General features: G+C 63.0%; 17 protein-coding genes and 2 riboswitches. Of the genes, 5 read left to right on the top strand and 12 right to left on the bottom strand.

Annotated features, from left to right (window positions below; all coding sequences use genetic code 11):
• Positions 1–9: 9 nt before the first annotated feature.
• The 3 genes from P3T25_RS05775 to P3T25_RS05765 form a co-directional block, all read right to left on the bottom strand.
• The gene (locus P3T25_RS05775) at positions 10–765 is read right to left on the bottom strand and encodes an urea amidolyase associated protein UAAP1 (RefSeq protein ID WP_154565901.1); all 756 of its coding nucleotides are present in this window, start codon (positions 763–765) and stop codon (positions 10–12) included.
• A 57-nt stretch (positions 766–822) separates the two neighbouring features.
• Positions 823–980: riboswitch (guanidine-I (ykkC/yxkD leader) on the bottom strand.
• A 512-nt stretch (positions 981–1,492) separates the two neighbouring features.
• Positions 1,493–2,551, bottom strand: coding sequence for an isopenicillin N synthase family dioxygenase (locus P3T25_RS05770; RefSeq protein WP_154565900.1), 1,059 nt, complete (start codon positions 2,549–2,551; stop codon positions 1,493–1,495).
• A gap of 9 nt (positions 2,552–2,560) precedes the next feature.
• Positions 2,561–3,499: a sugar phosphate isomerase/epimerase family protein gene (locus P3T25_RS05765; RefSeq protein WP_429357678.1), complete on the bottom strand. Its 939-nt coding sequence runs from the start codon at positions 3,497–3,499 to the stop codon at positions 2,561–2,563.
• Positions 3,500–3,655: 156 nt separating this feature from the next.
• Between P3T25_RS05765 and P3T25_RS05760 the strand changes: the two genes are divergently transcribed.
• The 4 genes from P3T25_RS05760 (at position 3,656) to P3T25_RS05745 (ending at position 7,180) form a co-directional block, all read left to right on the top strand.
• Positions 3,656–4,024, top strand: coding sequence for a MarR family transcriptional regulator (locus tag P3T25_RS05760; protein WP_154565898.1), 369 nt, complete (start codon positions 3,656–3,658; stop codon positions 4,022–4,024).
• A gap of 117 nt (positions 4,025–4,141) precedes the next feature.
• A riboswitch (guanidine-I (ykkC/yxkD leader) is annotated at positions 4,142–4,275 on the top strand.
• Positions 4,276–4,448: 173 nt separating this feature from the next.
• On the top strand, positions 4,449–5,492 hold the full coding sequence (locus P3T25_RS05755; protein ID WP_154565897.1) for an ABC transporter substrate-binding protein: 1,044 nt from the start codon (positions 4,449–4,451) through the stop codon (positions 5,490–5,492).
• 68 nt (positions 5,493–5,560) lie between these two features.
• A complete protein-coding gene (locus P3T25_RS05750) occupies positions 5,561–6,016 on the top strand; it encodes a hypothetical protein (protein WP_429357677.1) in 456 nt (151 codons plus the stop codon).
• A 120-nt stretch (positions 6,017–6,136) separates the two neighbouring features.
• On the top strand, positions 6,137–7,180 hold the full coding sequence (locus P3T25_RS05745) for a rod shape-determining protein (protein ID WP_028194510.1): 1,044 nt from the start codon (positions 6,137–6,139) through the stop codon (positions 7,178–7,180).
• Between the two features lie 10 nt (positions 7,181–7,190).
• Here the strand turns inward: P3T25_RS05745 and P3T25_RS05740 are convergent, their stop codons facing one another.
• The 9 genes from P3T25_RS05740 to atzF all read right to left on the bottom strand — a co-directional run bounded on the left by P3T25_RS05740 (position 7,191) and on the right by atzF (position 16,578).
• Entirely contained in the window at positions 7,191–7,940 is a 750-nt protein-coding gene (locus P3T25_RS05740) for a GntR family transcriptional regulator (RefSeq protein ID WP_154565896.1), read from the bottom strand.
• A 36-nt stretch (positions 7,941–7,976) separates the two neighbouring features.
• On the bottom strand, positions 7,977–8,363 hold the full coding sequence (hpxZ, locus tag P3T25_RS05735; RefSeq protein WP_154565895.1) for an oxalurate catabolism protein HpxZ: 387 nt from the start codon (positions 8,361–8,363) through the stop codon (positions 7,977–7,979).
• Complete coding sequence (locus P3T25_RS05730) at positions 8,354–9,049, bottom strand: cysteine hydrolase family protein (protein WP_154565894.1); 696 nt, start codon at positions 9,047–9,049, stop codon at positions 8,354–8,356. The genes hpxZ and P3T25_RS05730 overlap by 10 nt, the downstream gene beginning before the upstream one ends.
• Entirely contained in the window at positions 9,046–10,683 is a 1,638-nt protein-coding gene (locus P3T25_RS05725) for an ABC transporter ATP-binding protein (protein ID WP_154565893.1), read from the bottom strand. The genes P3T25_RS05730 and P3T25_RS05725 overlap by 4 nt, the downstream gene beginning before the upstream one ends.
• A gap of 3 nt (positions 10,684–10,686) precedes the next feature.
• Positions 10,687–11,421: a biuret amidohydrolase gene (gene biuH, locus P3T25_RS05720; RefSeq protein ID WP_154565892.1), complete on the bottom strand. Its 735-nt coding sequence runs from the start codon at positions 11,419–11,421 to the stop codon at positions 10,687–10,689.
• 61 nt (positions 11,422–11,482) lie between these two features.
• A complete protein-coding gene (locus P3T25_RS05715; protein ID WP_154565891.1) occupies positions 11,483–12,409 on the bottom strand; it encodes an ABC transporter permease in 927 nt (308 codons plus the stop codon).
• Entirely contained in the window at positions 12,402–13,517 is a 1,116-nt protein-coding gene (locus P3T25_RS05710; RefSeq protein ID WP_097396658.1) for an ABC transporter permease, read from the bottom strand. Before P3T25_RS05710 ends, P3T25_RS05715 begins: the two co-directional genes overlap by 8 nt.
• 57 nt (positions 13,518–13,574) lie before the next feature.
• Positions 13,575–14,672, bottom strand: coding sequence for a BMP family ABC transporter substrate-binding protein (locus tag P3T25_RS05705; RefSeq protein WP_054042313.1), 1,098 nt, complete (start codon positions 14,670–14,672; stop codon positions 13,575–13,577).
• 40 nt (positions 14,673–14,712) lie between these two features.
• Positions 14,713–16,578 (bottom strand): allophanate hydrolase, encoded by a 1,866-nt coding sequence (gene atzF / locus P3T25_RS05700; RefSeq protein ID WP_168435943.1) that lies wholly within the window; start codon positions 16,576–16,578, stop codon positions 14,713–14,715.
• A 350-nt stretch (positions 16,579–16,928) separates the two neighbouring features.
• Between atzF and P3T25_RS05695 the strand changes: the two genes are divergently transcribed.
• The gene (locus P3T25_RS05695) at positions 16,929–18,515 is read left to right on the top strand and encodes a gamma-glutamyltransferase family protein (RefSeq protein WP_154565890.1); all 1,587 of its coding nucleotides are present in this window, start codon (positions 16,929–16,931) and stop codon (positions 18,513–18,515) included.
• The last annotated feature ends 15 nt before the right edge of the window (positions 18,516–18,530 follow it).

Below are 18,530 nucleotides of genomic sequence, written 5' to 3'. Positions count from 1 at the left end.
CGGGTCTCCTTAAACGAACAGACGATCGGTGTTGACGAAGCCGCGCCCGTTCTCAGGGCACGCGGCGCGGCAAGGATCGTCGGCCGGTACGGAGGCATCGGCGGCATACGCGCGGTACGCGATCAGCTTGACGGGCCTCGGTTCGTATTCGGAGGAAGGGTTCAGCGGATGCGGTGCGCTCGAAAACGCGGCGAGCGTGTCCATTTCGAAACGCAGATCGAAGGCCGCGCCGACAGGGGAATGTCCCGCGACGAAGTCGAGCGAGCCATCCTCACCGATCGCGAGCTTGCTGAAAAAGTTGATATTGGCGACGAGATCGCGCGTACCCAGACCGTGTTTCGCCAGCTCAAGCAACAGGCTGTCGCGGCCGTTGCGGACCATCGCATTGCGATGTTGCTGATAGCGGGCTGTGCCGTATTTGTCGGCGAACAGTTCGGCGTCGCCTAGGCCGCCTAGCGGATCGTGCCAGCCGAGCGTATCGGCGGTGATCGACGCCATGACGCGGCCCATATCCGAATAGAGCACGTGACCGCGTGTCAGATGCGCGGTGTGTTGTGCCTTCAAGGTATCGGCCATGTTGTAGCGTTCGAGCGGTTCGTCGTGCCGGTAGAACACGGCGGCCAGATTGGCGCCGCCCTCGGGATCGACGATGCGCAGCGCCATGCCACGGCGCAGCACGCCGGACCAATGCGTGCCGGCAGGAATCACTGTTTCCCACAACACATGCGGGATCGGTGCGAGATCGACTGAGGTTTGCGTCGACATGGAGGCTCCAGGTATCGGTTGGGAAAAAGCATGAGAGGGCGATTGACCGACATCGCGACCTCCCGGGCTTTTATCCCTCCGTGGAGCCTCGCCGGCGCCTTGAAAGAAGGTGAACGGCAAGACCGGATTGCTCTCGGACCAGACATCGTGTGCGCGCTTTGAAGCCTTCTGGAAGCCTTTAAAGCGGTACGACCGGAACCCTAGCGATCCTGAAGATGATGCAAATTACTTCGCACCTCTCGCTGCGTAGCTAAGCGAGTTGCGTGCCAGCGTGATGTTGCTGAGGCCGCAGGCGCATTGTGGCAAGGGATTGAATGGTATCGGCGGCACAATGCGGCAAGCAGAGGTTCATTGGCTTGATGGCGCACGCACCACGGCTGAGGGCAAACCGGCACCAGTTGAATGCGCGAAGCACCATGATTGGGCCGCGCGATTACGTTTATCACGGGGTGTAGGGGCTCTGCACGATGGCACGGTGTGTGCGTGATAAGGCGTCACACACTTCACCGCCCTCATCCGACCATGCTCACGCTTGCCACGCTTCGCCGCACGCTCTACACGCTCATGTCGGCTCGTTTCATCGAACTGCAAAAGCAACGGCGCCGCTCGTAGACTAGGCTGCGCGTTGGTTGAGAACCTGTGTCTTGCAAGCACGTTCCGGCCAGATAACCAGCACTAAACGCGCTTCCGGGGCGGCCACACACACGGCCTCAATGAGTGCCATCAGTCAGGCAACATCCTGCTCAGTACCCGCATAACGAGCCTGCTGCCCAAAGCTCGCCAACCCCTTCGACCCCTCCGGCAACACCAACTCACCGCGTTCGAGACGCTGCTTCAAATAGGTAAAGCTCTGCGCCGTCTGCGCGAACAGATGATCTCCCGCCGAAACCGGTGGGTATTTCGCCAGCGCCTCGGGTGTTGCAAACTGCGGCAGTGGTAGGACCACGGTGTGGTAATCGCAGGCAAAGAAGAGCGGAAACGAGTAGCGCTCTTCCCTCACCTTGCGCACGCGATGTGACGTCGCCACATACGTGCCGCCCGTCCATACCTCCAGCATGTCGCCGATGTTCACGACAAACGCGTTGTCGACCGGCGGCGCGTCGATCCACTCACCCTCGCCGTTCATCACTTCGAGGCCAGGGGCCGTCGGCAGCAGGATCGTGAAGCACTCATAGTCAGTATGCGCACCGATGCCCGGCCGGTCTTCCGCGGACGGGTCGAAGGGATAGTGAAGCAGGCGCAGTTGGCTCGGGGGCTTCTGCAAATAGCTGTCGAAATGCGTCTCCGGCAAGCCGAGTGCAAGCGAGAAGCCACGGAACAACGCGCGGCCGAGCGCGAACGCCGCCTCGTAATAGCCGCCGATCGCTTCACGAAAGCCTGGCTGCTCGGGCCACAAATTCGGCCCGAGCATCGGCGTGCCGGCCCGGACATCCGGGTCGTCAGGCGGCAGTTCCCGGCCCGTGTCGAAACCTTCCTTCCTGTCGCGCTTGCCGCCTGCGAAAACCTCTTCGCCTTCGGGTACATAGCCACGATGCGCAGTCGATTTGCCAATGTAATAGCGCATCTTCCAGTCGTCGGGGGCGGCGAAGAACTGCTTGGCCTGTTCTATGAGCGCAGCTTGCTGTGCACGCGAGACCTGATGACCAGTGACGTAGAAAAAACCCGCGTCACGCGCCGCGCGGTCGAGTTCGCGGGCGGCTGCAAGACGCTGGTCGGGATCATCGCTAAAAAGGCCGCTGACGTCGACGATGGGCAGACGGTCGAAACGCGTGTGGGATTGGCTCATGAGCTTGGCTTATACGGGCTGCGGTTCGGTGGGCGATTGAGTCGGCGAATGCATTTGCGCGGACAGGTTCGCTTGCGATTCGGTTTGCTGGCCGCCACGCGCCTCACGTCCGGCAAGAAACGCCGCGATGTGACGTCGCTCTTCGCGCCCCATCCACGTGTTGATCTCCCATAGATCGGCCACCGGAGCATTCGTGAACGGCAAAGTGTGCAGATAACCGTCGGGGCCGAACTCGGGTGTCATCGTCGTGGTCGTATAGCCCCTATCGACCTGCGCGCTCCACAGCGCCTCCCAGATCCGCTGATGCGAGGCGAGGCAGTCCGCGTACTCAGGTGCAGCCGGATGCGGCACCTGCGGACCTTGCGGATAGCCAACACGCCCGTGCAGATGATGCGCATGCGGCGCAAGCTCGAGGATCGTGTCCCACTCGCTGTCGAGAAGACGCTCGCACACCGATACCCAATGGCTGAAGTCGCAAGTCAGCTTGAGGTCCGGCACGGCACGCGCGACGTCGCGGGTAATCCATGGGTTGTAGAACGAGCGGCCGCGATGCGTCTCGAAGCTGCAGATCACCTCGTGCTTCGCGGCGATTTCCACCGCGCGCGTGAAGAAATCCACCTGTGTGGCGGCCGGCCATGCGTCGCAGCCCGCCATCACATTGAAAAAGCGTGGCTTGAGCGGCTTGCCCCAAACGATCTTTTCTTCGAAGTCGCGCAGGTGGTCCGCGGGTGTGGCGGACCGTTCCGGCACATAACTGCCCGCCGTCGTAATTTCCGCAATGAACTCGAGACGTTCATCCGCGATTGCCTGCGCAAACGCTTCACGCTCAACCCCACCCGTCGGAACCGGCGCTTCGATACCGTCGAACCCGGCGGCACGTACCATTGGCGCCGCATCATGCGGACCACCATCGAATCCCCAGAACGTCTTGAACAATTCGAATTTCATCGCCTCTCCAATTACATGCAAAATTGCATGCAATAGTACACACGAAATTCCTTCGCCAATAAAATATCCCGGCCTCGCCATGCATAATTCTGGCGCGCCCAATTTCCGGCGCGATTAGCACTTAAACTGTGCACCCCTCCTCCTCGTGGTGAATCGATGAAGAAGAAACTTGCGCGTCACAAGGGGCAAGCCGTCGCGCGCGCCATTCTCGACATGGACTGGCAGTGGTCCTCGCATTTCGGCGACCTGGGGCTGAACGACCTTAACTACAGCGATCTGTTTTGCCGGATGTGGGTCGAACCGGAAGATGATTTCGCCAAGACGGCGCTCTACGAGTTCATGCCTGGCGTGAGCCGCCGCACCGCGGTGCGCTACGTGCAGGAGCTGATCGACGCCGGCTGGCTGCTGGAGACGAGTTCCGAAGCGGATCGCCGCATCAAACGGGTCAGTCTCGCGGCCTCGATCGAGGAACGCCTCGAGCAGTTTCTCGCCTACGTGCATCAGCGTTTCGCCACCTTGGATTGAGCCTTTGACGCCATGTCCGCGTTGAAGCATTCGCATAACAAGCATCTCGAGGCATCGCGCAATCCGGCTGGCATATTTCTCGCTAGATTAATCGCCGAGAGGTGCGGCAGCGTCGCATCTTAGGGATGCTAGGGTTCCGGTTCGCGAGAATGTCTGGTCCGAGAGCAGCCCGGTGCACCTGTTCGTTCGATTCGGACTTGATCCGGGAACGAGCTGGCCGCACTACACGGCGGGACAAAAGCCCGGGAGATTGGCGATAGCGATGCCTATCGTGCCTCTCCGTGGCCGGCGTTTGTCTCCCGCAGTTTTCGCACAGTGTCCGCACCAATCGGATTCTCGCGGGAACCGGTCATGTTGTTTTATCGCGCAGTCGCCGCGCGATCCAACTCAACAATCGCAATTGACCGGTCTCCTGGAGAAAACGATGAAACGCTTCGAATCCGCCCGTACGTCCCTTACCTTACTGAGCAGCCTTGCCTCGTCGCGCCGCATGCGTGGCGCGATCGCCGGTGCTGCCGCCGCGGTCTCTATCGCCTTTGCCGCCGCACCTGCACAAGCGACCACGCCGCTCGCCATCGGCTATAGCGACTGGCCCGGCTTCGTCGCGTTCCAGGTTGCCATCGACAAAGGCTGGTTCAAGGAAGCCGGCGTGGATGTCAATTTCCAGTGGTTCGACTACTCGGCCTCACTCGACGCGTTCTCCGCCGGCAAACTCGACGCGGTCGGCGCAACCAACGGCGATGCGCTGGTCACCGGCGCAAGCGGCGCCAAAAACGTGATGATTCTCCTGACCGACTACTCGAGCGGCAACGACATGATCGTGGCCAAGCCGCCCATTCGCACCGTGGCCGGACTCAAGGGCAAGAAAGTTGGGGTCGAAATGGGTCTGGTCGATCACCTGCTGCTGGACACGGCGCTCGAAAAGCATGCGCTCAAGGAATCGGACATCACGCTCGTCAACGCGAAGACGAATGAGTTGCCGCAAGTGCTGGCGTCGTCCGGCGACGTCGCAGCGGTCGGCGCATGGCAACCGAACGCGGGCGAAGCACTCAAGCGCGTGCCGGGCTCACGTCCCATCTTCACCTCGGCCGACGCGCCGGGCCTGATCTATGACGCGATCACGGTCAATCCGGTCAGTCTGCAGTCGCGCAAGGCCGACTGGGCCAAGGTGATCAAGGTCTGGTATCGCTGCGTGGCCTACATCAACGATCCGAAGACGCAACCGGATGCCGTCAAGATCATGTCCGCGCGCGTCGGCCTGACGCCGGCCCAATATCTTCCGTTGCTGAAAGGCACGCACCTGCTCGACGCGACGGCGGCGAGGAAGGCCTTCGTCAAAGGTGACGGGCTGGACTCGGTGTACGGTTCGAGCGTGAACGCGGACAAGTTCAACGTACGCAACGCCGTCTACAAGCAATCGCAGAACGTGAGCGCCTATCTCGATCCGGCGCTGACCAACGCGCCGTAAGTAGCGCTGGCCGGGCGTCTATAGCTATACACGGTAATATGGGGGCAGCACGCTCCGTCGCTGCACACATGCGATTCATTGCGGCGCCGGAGGACGGCCACAAGGAGGCAATCGTGTATAAAAACCGGTCTCGCTATCACGCCCTGGTTGCGCTGGCACCCGTACTGGCGCTGCTTTTGTCGCTTCTGCTGCTGACCCAGCCGCGATCCGTGTTAGCCAGCGAAGACAGCGCCAACGGCAGCGCGGAAGCCGCGGGCCAGCGCGCCCGCTTTGCCAAAGAATTCTGCGGAGGCTCCGAGCAGGACGTGGTCGAGTACAAGGAGAAACTCAGAAAGGTCCTGACCGAAGCCAGCCAGTTCGATACGCGCTGGCAGGCGGGCTGGCAGCGCGGGGATAGCGATGCGATCCAGATGCGCGCGCTGCAACTCAACTCCCCGTCGGAATTCGCAGTGCGGGTCAAAAGCAACTGCGACCGCATCAAATGGCAGGGCGACAACTTGCTGCGAGCACGCCCGCCGAAGTAGCCCGGCGCCCGAAACTGTTATTCTTCCCTCTCTCCGGCCATCACCTGGTCGCCTGCCGCCTCCGGGCGGCATCCCAAGCGGCGCGCTCACGCGCCCGGCATCAGCGAGACAGGAATTTGCATGTTCGGTTTTTTGCGTGGCTATTTTTCCAACGACCTGGCAATCGACCTCGGCACGTCGAACACGCTGATCTATATGCGTGGCAAGGGCATCGTGCTGGACGAACCCTCGGTGGTCTCGATTCGTCAGGAAGGCGGCCCGAACGGTAAGAAGATCATTCTGGCCGTCGGCAAGGAAGCGAAACAGATGCTCGGCAAGGTGCCGGGCAATATCGAGGCGATCCGCCCGATGAAGGACGGCGTGATCGCCGACTTCAACATCACCCAGCAGATGATCAAGCGCTTCATCCAGATGGCGCACGAGTCGCGGATGTTCGCGCCGTCGCCGCGCATCATCATCTGCGTACCATGCGGGTCGACTCAGGTCGAGCGCCGCGCGATCAAGGAAGCCGCGCATAGTGCGGGCGCCTCGCAGGTCTATCTGATCGAAGAGCCGATGGCCGCAGCGACCGGCGCCGGCCTGCCGGTGTCGGAAGCGACCGGCTCGATGGTGGTCGATATCGGCGGCGGCACGACCGAAGTGGGCGTGATCTCGCTCGGTGGTGTCGTCTATAAAGGTTCGGTGCGCGTGGGCGGCGACAAGTTCGACGATGCGATCGTCAACTATATTCGCCGCAACTACGGCATGCTGATCGGCGAGCAGACTGCCGAGGCCATCAAGAAGGAAATCGGCTCCGCGTTTCCGGGCTCCGAAGTCAAGGAGATGGAAGTCAAGGGCCGCAATATGTCCGAAGGCATTCCGCGCAGCTTCACGGTGTCCAGCAACGAGATTCTCGAAGCGCTCACCGATCCGCTGAACCAGATCGTTTCGGCGGTGAAGATCGCGCTGGAACAGACGCCGCCGGAACTGGGCGCCGACATCGCCGAGCGCGGCATCATGCTCGCGGGCGGCGGTGCGTTGCTGCGCGATCTCGACCGCCTGCTCGCGGAAGAAACCGGCCTGCCGGTGTTCGTCGCCGAAGCGCCGTTGACCTGTGTGGTGCGTGGCTCGGGGATGGCGCTGGAGCGGATGGATAAGTTCGGCGGGGCGTTTTCGTACGAGTGAGGGTGGTCACTCAGGACACAAACGGCAACTTGCTATCGCGCGCAGCGGCCAGCATGGAAAGCGTGATCTTGCGCACTTCCAGCTTGCTCTGCGTGATATGCGCGCGCAGCAGGATGATCGCTTCCGTCACCCGGTTGCGTTCGATCAGGTTCAGCATGGTGGCGTGCTCGTCGTAGGTGGCGCTCGTGCGGTGCGGTTTGAGGAAGTCCAATCTACGCACGATGCGGATGCGCTCGGTCACTTCGTTATGCACGCGCAGCATCTCCGCGTTGCCGGTCGCCGCGACCAGTTGACGGTGGAAGTTCTCATCCATGCCGAACATCTTGACCGGGTCGCTCTCGCGCAATTCGGGCTCGACGCACCATATCGCCTTCAGCGCTTCGACGGCCGCATGCGCGACGTCGCCGCCCGCCCCCACGCGTTCGACGGCCGCTACCTCCAGCACGATGCGCAAATCGTAGAGCTGATCGAGCTGGTCGAAATTGATCGGCGAGACTTTCCAGCCACGCCGGAAGCCGACTTCCAGATAACCCTCGCGTTGCAAACGAAACAGGCCGTCGCGCATCGGCGTGCGCGACACGCCGTAGTGCTGCGCGATGCCGTTTTCGGAAAAACGGTCGCCGGGAAACAGGCGAAAGCTGAAGATATCGTTCTTCAACTGCTGGTACACCTGCTCGGCGAGCGGATTGGCGGCGCCCGGCACGGCAGGCGTGTCAGGCTCCGCGGGGGTCTCGAGCAGATTTGTCGTATCGTCGTTCATTAATGCCACATCCCCTTTTTTCTTATTATCGGCGTTTCATGGCATGGCGATAAGGCTGACGTGCGCCGCGACGATCTTCCAGCCGTCGGCGGGACCGAGCCTCGCCCACGTCTGCATCTGACGGCCGATCAAAGGCGTCGCATCACTGGTGAACTCAGTGCTGACGGTGGCGAAGTCTGTGCCGAACGTTGTTACCACGGTGCGATGCAGCTTGCGCGACTTCGGCACCGGCTCGCAGCTCTCGCGCCATGCACGGATCGCTTCGCCGCCATGCTGGATTTCGGCGATTCCATAGCGGACCGTCTCCGGCGTGTGCCAGAAAAGCGCGTTCATTGCCGCGACGTCGTTGTCGACCAGCGCCCGCTCGTATTCGACAAAGGCTGCCTGCACTTGCGCTACCACTTCGGGCTGATTTATCTCCATGCCGGGATCGTCTCGTCGAGTTTCGTCAATGAAGCAAGCGGTGCGGTCCAGCCGACAATGCCGCCTTGCGAGCGCACCATCTCGAGCGTCGCCTGTTTGAACGCGGGGAAATAGCTGGCGGTTGCGTCTTCGATCAGCAGACTGTCGTAGCCACGGTCGTTGGCTTCGCGCATCGAGGTCTGCACGCACACTTCGGTGGTCACGCCCGCGAACACGAGATGCGTGATGCCGCGCGTCGCGAGCTCTTCGCCGAGCCGGGTGGCGTAGAACGCGCCCTTGCCGGGTTTGTCGATCACGAGTTCACCGGCAAGCGGCGCGAGCGGCTCGATGATTGCATTACCGGGCTCGCCGCGAATCAGGATGCGCCCCATGGGTCCTGCATCGCCGATGCGGGCATTGGGCGCGCCTCTGAGCCGTTTCGCCGGCGGGCAGTCGGACAGATCCGCCGCGTGCGATTCACGCGTGTGCACCACGAGCCATTGATGCTTGCGCGCGAAGGCCAGCAGCGCGGCGACGGTCGGCACGATCTCAGCCAGCAGCGACACGTCGTTACCAAGCGATTCGCCGAAGCCGCCCGGTTCGATGAAATCGCGTTGCATGTCGATCAAGACCAGCGCGGTTTTCGTGGGGTCCAACGTGAAGGGACCCGGTTGGGCGTCGATCGTCAGCGGGGTTTGCTGTGTCATCCGATGGCTTCCTTCATTCTTTCTGCGGGTACGGCGCGATGCGCCGGCGTGTCGCCGTGCCCTGCCATATGCTGACCGAGCACGGTCCGATCCGCACGTGCCGCCGGCGTCTCGAACACCAGTTTGCCCTCCGCGATCACCACGATGCGGTCCGCCAGTTCGAGCAGTTCGTCAAGGTCTTCGCTGACCAGCAGCACTGCCGCGCCTGCATCGCGTGCAGCCATCAGACGGGCATGGATATCGGCGACGGACGCGAAATCCAGACCGAACACAGGGTTCGCGACGATCAGCACATCCACCGGCTGTCCGAGTTCGCGCGCCAGCACTGCGCGCTGCACGTTGCCGCCCGACAGCGTGCCGATGGTTCGTTCGGGTAGCGGTGGACGCACATTGAACTCGGCGATCAACTGCGCGGCGCGCTCACGCACTGCACGCCGGTCGAGCCACCAGCCGCCGCGCCGCAACGGCTCGCGATCGAAGTCGCGCAGCGCGAGGTTCTGCGCCACGCTCATCGCAGCGACGCAGGCGTTTTTCAGCGGCTCCTCGGGAATCGCGAACACGCGCCTTTGGGTCATCTCTTCGCGCGTTGCGTGATAGGCCTTGCCCGCTACCTCCATGTCGCCGGCTTTCACACGACGCTGCCCGACCAGCGCTTCCACCAGTTCCTTCTGTCCGTTCCCTGAAACGCCCGCAAGTCCGAGGATTTCGCCCGCACGCACGGACAGCGTCGCGTGCTTGACTGCCGTGTGGCCGCGATCGTCTTCGACTGAAACGTCGCGCAACGCGAGACGCACTTGCGCCGTGTCGTCGACTGGTTTGCGTGGCAGGCGTTCCACGGTCACCGCAGCCATCACCGGCGCTTCGTCCTTCAAAGGGACTTCGTTCGGCGCATGGGTAGCGACGGTGCCCATCATCCACGCTGCGAGTTCGTCGCGGCTGGTGTTGGCAACCGCGCTCGTGCCGACTTGCCGGCCCTTGCGCAACACGGTGACGTCGTCGGCATAAGCCATCACTTCGCGGAACTTGTGCGTGATCATCAGCACCGTCAGCTCGCCGCGCGAGGTCAGATCACGCATCAGGCCGAGCACTTCGTCCGCTTCTTGTGGTGTCAGTACCGAGGTGGGTTCGTCGAGAATCAGGAAGCGTTGCTGCAAATAAAGCTGTTTCAGTATCTCGAGTTTCTGTTTTTCACCGGCGGCGAGCATGGCCACCGGCGCGTCGAGCGGCAAGCGGAACGGCATGCGCTGCATGAACGCGGCAAGCGCGACGCGCTCGCCCTTCCAGTCGATTTTCCACGGCATCCGTCCGCGCGCGAGCAACAGGTTTTCTTCGACCGATAGGCCTGACGCCAGCGTGAAATGCTGATACACCATGCCAATGCCGAGCGCCTGTGCATCGCGCGGCGATGCGATGTGGACCTCACGATCGTCGGCGGCGATCTGTCCGTCGTCGAGCACGCCGTAGCCGACCAGTCCCTTCACGAGCGTGCTCTTGCCCGCCCCGTTCTCGCCAAGCAGCGCGTGAATCGTGCCGGCTTTGACCTTGATCGAGACGCTATCCAATGCGCGAAACGCGCCGAACGATTTGCTTGCGTTCAGCACTTCCACGCCCAATGCCTTCGGCGCCGTGGTCATGGTTTATCTGCCTGAAGTGGCCAGCGCCGCTGCCGGCGCCGCCGTCGTGGCCAATAGCGTAGCCAGCAGCGCGTGCGAATCCGACACCGTGCCGAACACGCCGCCTTGCATGGTGATCATGTGCAGCGCGGCGTCGTGATTGCCCTTGTCGGTCGCGCCGCAGCAATCGGCCAGCACCGTGCATTCGAAGCCGCGATCGTTGGCCTCGCGCATGGTCGTGTGGACGCAGACGTCGGTGGTGATGCCGGTCAGCACCAGATTGACGATGCCGCGCGTACGCAGGATCAGTTCGAGATCCGTCGCGCAGAAAGAACCCTTGCCGGGTTTGTCGATGATGATCTCACCTGGCAGCGGCTTCAGTTCGTCGATGATTTCCCAGCCCGGTTCGCCGCGCACGAGGATCTTGCCGCATGGGCCGTCGTCGCCGATGCCTACGCCGTCGGTGCCCGCGCGGCGGCTGCGCCAGCGTTTGTTCGCGGGCAGGTCGGAGAGGTCCGGGCGATGCCCTTCACGCGTGTGAATGATCGTGAAGCCCAGTTCGCGCATCGGCTTCAGCACGCTTTTGATCGGCTCGATCGGCGCGCGCGTCAGCGACAGGTCATAGCCCATTTTGTCGACATAGCCGCCGTGGCCGCAGAAATCCGTCTGCATGTCGATGATCACGAGTGCAGTGTTGTCCGGCCGCAGGTCGCCATCGTAGGGCCACGGGTAGGGTTTCGCTTCGATGAATCGGTTCATGGCGGTGAGATCCTTGTTAGGTCCTGGCGGGGTCTTTGAAGGCACGCACGGTAGGGCAAGCTCAGCGAGTCAGGCTCAACTCGCCCGGCGCGCCAGCCAGCGTGCGATCCGGACGGCAGTTGACGATCATGATCGCGAGCGTCAGCACATACGGCGCCGCGTTGTAGAGGTAGTAGCCGCTCGTCACGCCGATCGCCTGCAACGCCGGCCCGAGCGCGCCGGCCGCGCCGAACAGCAACGCGGCCCACAGGCAACGCAAGGGCTGCCAGCGCGCGAAGATCACCAGCGCCACCGCCATCAGTCCTTGTCCGCTGGAGAGCCCTTCATTCCAACTGCCTGGATAAACCAGCGACAGATACGCGCCACCGATGCCCGCGAACACACCGCCCACCGCCGTCGCGGCGATGCGCACGCGCGTCAACGGATAGCCCATGGCACGCGCCGTCTCGGCGTGATCGCCGACGAGCCGCAGCACCATCCCCCAACGGGTATTGCGCAAGCCCCATTGCTGAACGAAGGCCAGCACCACGCCGATCACGAACAGCAGGTTGATATGTAGCGCGTTATGCAATTGAGGCGACGAGGTCCACGTGCCAAGATCGATAAACGGCAGCATCGGCGCCTGCGGTTCGATGAAGGGTTTGCCGAGATAGAACGCGAGCCCGGTGCCGAGCAGCATCAACGCGATGCCGAACGCAATGTCCGACACGCGCGGCAACGAGCACACGAGACCATGCAGGCAGCCGAGCAGCAAGCCGACGAAACCGGCCGTAAGCACGCCGGCCCACGGCGAGCCGGTCAGAAAAGCACCGGCATAGCCGCTCATCGCGCCTGACACTAGGATGCCTTCGAGGCCGAGATTCACGCGCCCGCCCTTCTCGGTCAGACACTCACCGAGACTAACGAACAGATAAGGCGTGCTGACACGGATCGCCCCGGCGAACAGCGACAGCAACAGGATCACGATGGGCGAGTGCATATCAGGCATGGGTCTGCTCCAGTTGCACGGGAAGATCGGTCTGCGCGGCGGCCTGCAATTTGACGCGCCATGCGGCGATGCGCCCGCCAAGTGCTTCCCACGCGAGCAGGTTGGCGAACAGCAGACCTTGCAAGACGAGCGTGGTGGCGTCGGGGAGATCGAGCCGACGTTGCAGCAGCGAACCGCTCGCCTCGATGCCGCCGATCATCAGCGCGCACGCGATGATCGCGAGCGGATTCTGCCGTGCGGCGAACGCAACGAGGATGCCCGCATAGCCATAGCCCGCGAGCAATGATGCATTTGCGCTGCCCTGCACCGCCGCCACTTCGAACATACCGCCGAGTCCCGCCGCAGCACCGCCCAATACGCACGCGGCAAGAGCCAGCAGATTGACCGGCAAGCCGACCAGACGCGCCGCGCGATGACTGCCGCCCACCACGCGCATCGCAAAGCCCTTGGTGCTGAACTTCACGAACACCCACGCCGCGATGCACGCGACGACGCCCCAGAACAGTCCCCAGTGCGTGTCGAGTCCGGGGATCGAGCCGATCATCATCGCGTCGGGCACCGGATAGGTGGACGGTTTGTTCAGGCTTGCGGGGTCGCGCAGCGGCCCTTCCACCAGATGTTTGAAGAGCGCGATCGCGATATACGACATCAACAGGCTGCTGATCGTCTCGTTGACGCCACGCCACTGCCGCAACGCGCCGACCGCGCCGATCCAGATACCGCCGGCCAGCATGCCGGCCACCGCCATCAACGGCGTGGCGATCAGCCACGGCGTGCCGTGCGGCAGCATCTGCGGGACGATCGCCGCGCACATGCCGCCGAGTGCGAGCGCGCCCTCGCCGCCGATCACGATCAGTCCAACCTGGGCGGGCAGCGCGACGCACAACGCGGTCAACATCAACGGCGACGCACGCAGCAAGGTGCTCTGCCACGCGAACGACGAGCCGAAAGCGCCCTCAAAGATCAGCCCGATCGCATCGAGCGCCGGCTGCCCCTGCACCAGCAGGAACAACGAAAACAGCAGCAGCGTGCCGAGCACCGCCAACGCGGTCGGCAACGCGGGCAAGAGCGACAGCATCACTCTCGCGGTAGGGGCATTGGGGCGCATCACGGCTCCTTCGCTCATGCAAAGTCACGCACACTCACACAATCACGCAGGCCAGGATCAGATCTGACCGACGACGCCTGCCACCAGATAGTTCATGCTTTCGAGCGTGTAGTCGGTCTGTATGTGGCTCGCGCCGGAGGCGATCGCCGTGCCGCCCTTGTTGTCCTTCATCGGTCCTTTGAAGATCACGAAATTGCCGGCCACCATGCTGCCTTTGATCGAGTCGGCGTTCTGCTTCGCCGGCGCGGTGACTTTCGCGCCGTACGGCGACATCTTCACGAAGCCTTCTTTCAAGCCGCCGCGCAACACGTTCGGTTGCGGCGTGCCGGCCTGTGCGCCCGTGACCAGTTGCTTGTACGGCGTCGCCCAGTCCCATTCCGCGCCGGTCAGATAGCCTTTCGGCGCGAGCGCCGCCTGGCTCGCGTGATAACCGCAACTCATCGCGCCGCGCTTTTCCGCCGTTTCGACGACGACCTTCGGACCGTCGACGTGACAGGTCAGCACATCGCAACCCTGATCGATGAGACTGTTGGTGGCTTCCGCTTCCTTCACCGGCATCGACCAATCACCCGTGAAAATCACCTGCGTGGTGATCGACGGATCGACGGACTGCGCGCCAAGCGTGAACGAGTTGATGTTGCGCAGCACCTGCGGAATCGGTTTGGCGGCGACGAAGCCGAGCTTCTTGCTCTTCGTCATGTGACCCGCGACCACGCCGTTCAGGTACTGGCATTCGTCGATATAACCGAAGTAGCTGGTGATGTTCGACGGGTTGCCCTGCTTCCACAAACCGCCGCAATGCGCAAAACGCACCTTCGGATATTTGGCCGCCATCTTCAGCACATGCGGATCGAAGTAACCGAACGAGGTCGCGAAAATAAGCGTCGCGCCGTCCTGTTCGATCATCGCTTCCATGGTTTTCTGCACGGCGATGGTTTCGGGCACGTTCTCCTCTTCCACCACCTTCACGTCAGGCATTTTCTTGATGACGGCGGCAGCGGTCGCCTGGGCTTGGTTGTACCCGTAGTCGCTGCGCGCGCCGACGTAGATCACGCCGACCGTCGTCTTCGGCGCGGCAAACACCGATTGGATCGGCAGGATATTGCCGAGCGTCAACAGGCTGGCGCTCTTGATGAAATTGCGGCGACTGGTCATGGTGTCCAATTCCTTGTGGAGAGGTGAAGAGCGTTGGCCTTCAGTTGACATTCAGGCTGTCGAGATAGGCCAGCCAGCCGCCAAACGAGGTGATGTCCGCTGCACCGCTGCTGTCGTTAACCGCCGACGGTTCGCAGATGAAGCCCTTCACCGTGAGGCCGTTGGCGAGTTGCACAGAGCCGATGCCGAGCGGTGCGGGCACGTCGGCGACAAATTTGCCGAAGCTGCGCAGCGGCATTTCCCAGACTTCCACGGCGATGGGTGCGCCTTGCTGATCGGTGACGCGCACCAAGCCTGGCTTGGGCGGCTGCGTGTTGGCAAGCGCGTAAAGCGTGTAATCGGCGGCGGTTTGCGTCGCCATGACAAAACGCGCGCCGGCTTCCTGAAGCTGCCAGTTCAGCGGCTGGCCGCGCAGATGCGCACCGACCACGGCAAGCGCGATGGTCTGCTCCTGAAATGGCAATGGCGCGATCGCGTTTGCCGCGGGCGCGGTTTTCTTTTCGGTCACGGTCGTGGCCGAAGCCTCGCTCGCGCTCCGGGCTTCGGTCACGAACAGCGCCTGGATCCGCGCGCCCAATTCCGCGAGACGCCGGTCTGCGCCGCTCGGCGCGATCAGCGTGACGCCGGCCGGCAAACCGTCCTGGCGACGCCGGCACGGCACGGCCAACGCGCACAGATCGAGCAGGTTGACGAAGTTCGTGTAGTAGCCAAGCTGGCTGTTCAACTCCACAGGATTGGCCTGCACATCGGCGATCAACGGATGCGTCGGCGTGGTCGGGACGATCAGGATGTCGATCGTCTCGAAGAGCTGTTCGGCGTGCCGCTTCAGATCGGCGAGCGCGTACTGGCCATTGAACGCGTCAGCGGCACTGTAGCGATCCGCTTTGCCGATCACCGTTGCGACGACCGGATGGACCGCTTCGTGATGCGTCTCGAAGAATGAACCGAGCGCGGCGCGCCTTTCCGCCACCCAGGGGCCGTCGTAGAGCAGCGCGGAGACCTGTTTGAGCGGCTGGAAGTCGATCGGCGTGGGTGCGAGATGCAGATGGGTAGAGAGCGTATCGAGTGCGGCTGAGAAGGCCTGATTCGCCGCTGCGTCCCCGTAGAACTCGAGATGATCCGGCACGCCGATCCGCGGCGCGCTACGCAGGAGACCGAGACCCGGTACCTTGCGCGAGTAACCGTCGAGCGGATCGAAGCACGCGATTTCATTGAACACGCGCCATGCATCGTCAACGTCGTGCGCGAACACCGAGATCGTGTCGAGGCTGCGGCACGCCGGCACCACGCCGCGCTTGCTGACGAGTCCAAGCGACGGCTTCAGGCCGACAAGCCCGTTGAACCCAGCCGGCACGCGCCCGGACCCGGCCGTGTCGGTGCCGAGCGAAAAGGCCACGCAACCCGCGGCCACAGCAACCGCCGAGCCTGAACTCGACCCGCCCGACACGCGCTCTGGATACTCGGTGTTCCGCACCGCGCCGTAAGGCGAACGCGTGCCGACGAGACCGGTCGCGAACTGGTCGAGATTGGTCTTGCCGATCAGGATCGCGCCGGCGTCGATGAGGCGCTGCACGGCGAATGCCGAGGTGTCCGGCGTATAGCTGAACGGCTCGCACGCGGCGGTGGTCGGCAAGCCGGCAACGTCGATATTGTCTTTGACCGCGAACGGCACGCCGAACAGCGGCATCCGTTCGAACACGGCACTGCCCTGCTCTTCGTAAAGCGCTTCGAGCGCGTGGGCGCGGGCCTCTACGTCCGCAGCGGGCACACGCAGGATCCAGACTTCCGGCCGGTCGATTTCGGCGATACGGGCAAGCGCCGACGCCACGGCCTCAGTCGGCGTAAGACGTTTGGCGGCATAAGCCGAGAGGAGGCTACGGACCTTCAGGGGCGACGAAATTGGCACTGGTTTTTCCTTGAGTTCAATCTTGAATACAAGTTTGGACTCAAATTAGCAGGAGCTATGCCAGGTGACTTTCAAGTTCGCCCGAACGCGCTGTCAACCTTGCCAGGTTTGGTTTTGCGACGATTTACCGGCGGCGAGGACGGGCCGCGCTGCCGCCTTTCGATCAAAGCGTCATGGTGCAGCGCTCCCCAACTCGGGGCTCCTGCGCCCTGCATTCGAGCCTGGCGCGCAGCGGCGCGCCGCGATCGCACGTTACCGCTACGTGCCGATTTTTTTCGGCGCCGTGCGCGAACTTATACTCGCTACTCCGACGACCTCACTCACTGCTCATCCCCCGTAGCGGAGCATCGATGCACGACACCCGACTCGCCAGTTCGACTGCCGGCATGATCACCAGCCCTCATGCGTTGGCGAGCGAGGCGGGTCGCGACGTATTGCGTGCCGGCGGCAACGCGATCGAAGCCGCGATCGCCATCGGCGCGGCTCTCTGCGTGACGTATCCGCATTTCACCGGGCTCGGCGGTGACGCTTTCTGGGTGATCGGCGACCGGCAAGGGATGTTGCGCACGGTGTCGGGCATCGGTCAGGCCGCGCAGCAACTGCCCGCGTTCACAGGCGCCATTCCACTGCGCGGTGCTGCCTCGGCACTCACCACGGCCGCGACCGTCGACACATGGCGTCAGGCGTACGAGATCAGCAAAGACGCATGGGACGGCGCGCAATCGTGGTCGTCGCTGTTCGACCGTGCGCTGGAATATGCAACCGATGGCTTCCCGGTCACGCCCTCGCAGCATTTCTGGCAAAGCATGCGGGCGGACGAATTGCATGCCCTGCCCGGCTTCGCGGCAACTTTCGCGCCGCACGGCCATATTCCTGCCATCGCCGAACGTTTCGTGCAACCCGCGCTGGCGAAGAGCATCGAGCGGATTGCCCGCTTCGGCGCACGCGAATTCTATGAGGGCGAGCTTGCGGAGCGGATCGCACTCGGTTTGCGCGAAGCCGGCTCGCCGCTGACGTTGAGCGATCTGGCGCGAACGCAAGCACGCGATGAGGCGCCATTGCGCGTGGCCTACCGTGGCGGCGAACTGGTCAGCATGCGGCCGCCGACTCAAGGTGTGACGACCCTGCAGATCATGGGCATGCTCGATCGTTTCGACATTGCGCAGATTGCCGAGGGCAGCGCCGAGTACTACCACCTGCTGGTGGAAGCGGTGAAGGTCGCGTTCGTGGACCGCGACCGCTTCGTGTCCGATCCTGAGTTCAACTCCGTGCCGGTCGACGACATGCTGTCGCCCGCCGCGCTCGATGCGCATGCACGCTCGATCGATCTGCGTGAAGCGCGCGCATGGCCCCATGTGTTCCGCCCGGGCGACACGGTGTTTATCGGCGCGACGGATAGCGAAGGCCGCAGCGTCAGTGTTCTGCAAACGGTTTACTTCGACTGGGGTAGCGGCGTGGTGGCGGGCGATACGGGGATTCTGTGGCACAACCGCGGCGCGTCATTCAGCACGAATCCCCGGCATCACAACACGGTGCAACCGGGCAAGCGGCCGTTCCATACGCTCAACCCCGGCATGTATCTGAAGAATGGCCGGCCACATCTGCTGTTCGGCACGCAAGGCGCCGACGGTCAGCCGCAAACGCTGGCCGCGATCCTGACGCGGCTGATCGACTACGGGATGGACCCGCTCACTGCCCTCGCCCGTCCTCGCTTCCTGCTTGGCAAGACTTTCTCCGATACACGCGATGCGTTGAAGCTCGAAGAAGACGCCGGCGCCAACGTGTTCGCCGAACTCGCTGCACGTGGACATGAGGTGAGCGCTATTCCGGCGCAGAGTCCGTTGGCGGGCCATCCAGGCGTGATCCGCATCGAGTCGGACGGTGCAGCATCAGGCGCGCACGATCCACGTAGCGACGGCCGTGCGCTTGGGGTTTGAGTCAGCCGGGCATCA

This window comes from Paraburkholderia sp. GAS32 (assembly GCF_050434225.1).
GTDB lineage: Bacteria > Pseudomonadota > Gammaproteobacteria > Burkholderiales > Burkholderiaceae > Paraburkholderia > Paraburkholderia madseniana.
The sequence above is the reverse complement of the archived record's forward strand: the minus strand, read 5'-3'. Positions and strand labels throughout refer to the sequence as shown.

Coding starts and splice junctions, on each gene's coding strand:
- P3T25_RS05775 (WP_154565901.1), bottom strand. CDS start 765: ATGTCGACGCAAACCTCAGTCGATCTCGCACCGATCCCGCATGTGTTG.
- P3T25_RS05770 (WP_154565900.1), bottom strand. CDS start 2,551: ATGAGCCAATCCCACACGCGTTTCGACCGTCTGCCCATCGTCGACGTC.
- P3T25_RS05765 (WP_429357678.1), bottom strand. CDS start 3,499: ATGAAATTCGAATTGTTCAAGACGTTCTGGGGATTCGATGGTGGTCCG.
- P3T25_RS05760 (WP_154565898.1), top strand. CDS start 3,656: ATGAAGAAGAAACTTGCGCGTCACAAGGGGCAAGCCGTCGCGCGCGCC.
- P3T25_RS05755 (WP_154565897.1), top strand. CDS start 4,449: ATGAAACGCTTCGAATCCGCCCGTACGTCCCTTACCTTACTGAGCAGC.
- P3T25_RS05750 (WP_429357677.1), top strand. CDS start 5,561: ATGCGATTCATTGCGGCGCCGGAGGACGGCCACAAGGAGGCAATCGTG.
- P3T25_RS05745 (WP_028194510.1), top strand. CDS start 6,137: ATGTTCGGTTTTTTGCGTGGCTATTTTTCCAACGACCTGGCAATCGAC.
- P3T25_RS05740 (WP_154565896.1), bottom strand. CDS start 7,940: ATGAACGACGATACGACAAATCTGCTCGAGACCCCCGCGGAGCCTGAC.
- hpxZ (WP_154565895.1), bottom strand. CDS start 8,363: ATGGAGATAAATCAGCCCGAAGTGGTAGCGCAAGTGCAGGCAGCCTTT.
- P3T25_RS05730 (WP_154565894.1), bottom strand. CDS start 9,049: ATGACACAGCAAACCCCGCTGACGATCGACGCCCAACCGGGTCCCTTC.
- P3T25_RS05725 (WP_154565893.1), bottom strand. CDS start 10,683: ATGACCACGGCGCCGAAGGCATTGGGCGTGGAAGTGCTGAACGCAAGC.
- biuH (WP_154565892.1), bottom strand. CDS start 11,421: ATGAACCGATTCATCGAAGCGAAACCCTACCCGTGGCCCTACGATGGC.
- P3T25_RS05715 (WP_154565891.1), bottom strand. CDS start 12,409: ATGCCTGATATGCACTCGCCCATCGTGATCCTGTTGCTGTCGCTGTTC.
- P3T25_RS05710 (WP_097396658.1), bottom strand. CDS start 13,517: ATGCGCCCCAATGCCCCTACCGCGAGAGTGATGCTGTCGCTCTTGCCC.
- P3T25_RS05705 (WP_054042313.1), bottom strand. CDS start 14,672: ATGACCAGTCGCCGCAATTTCATCAAGAGCGCCAGCCTGTTGACGCTC.
- P3T25_RS05695 (WP_154565890.1), top strand. CDS start 16,929: ATGCACGACACCCGACTCGCCAGTTCGACTGCCGGCATGATCACCAGC.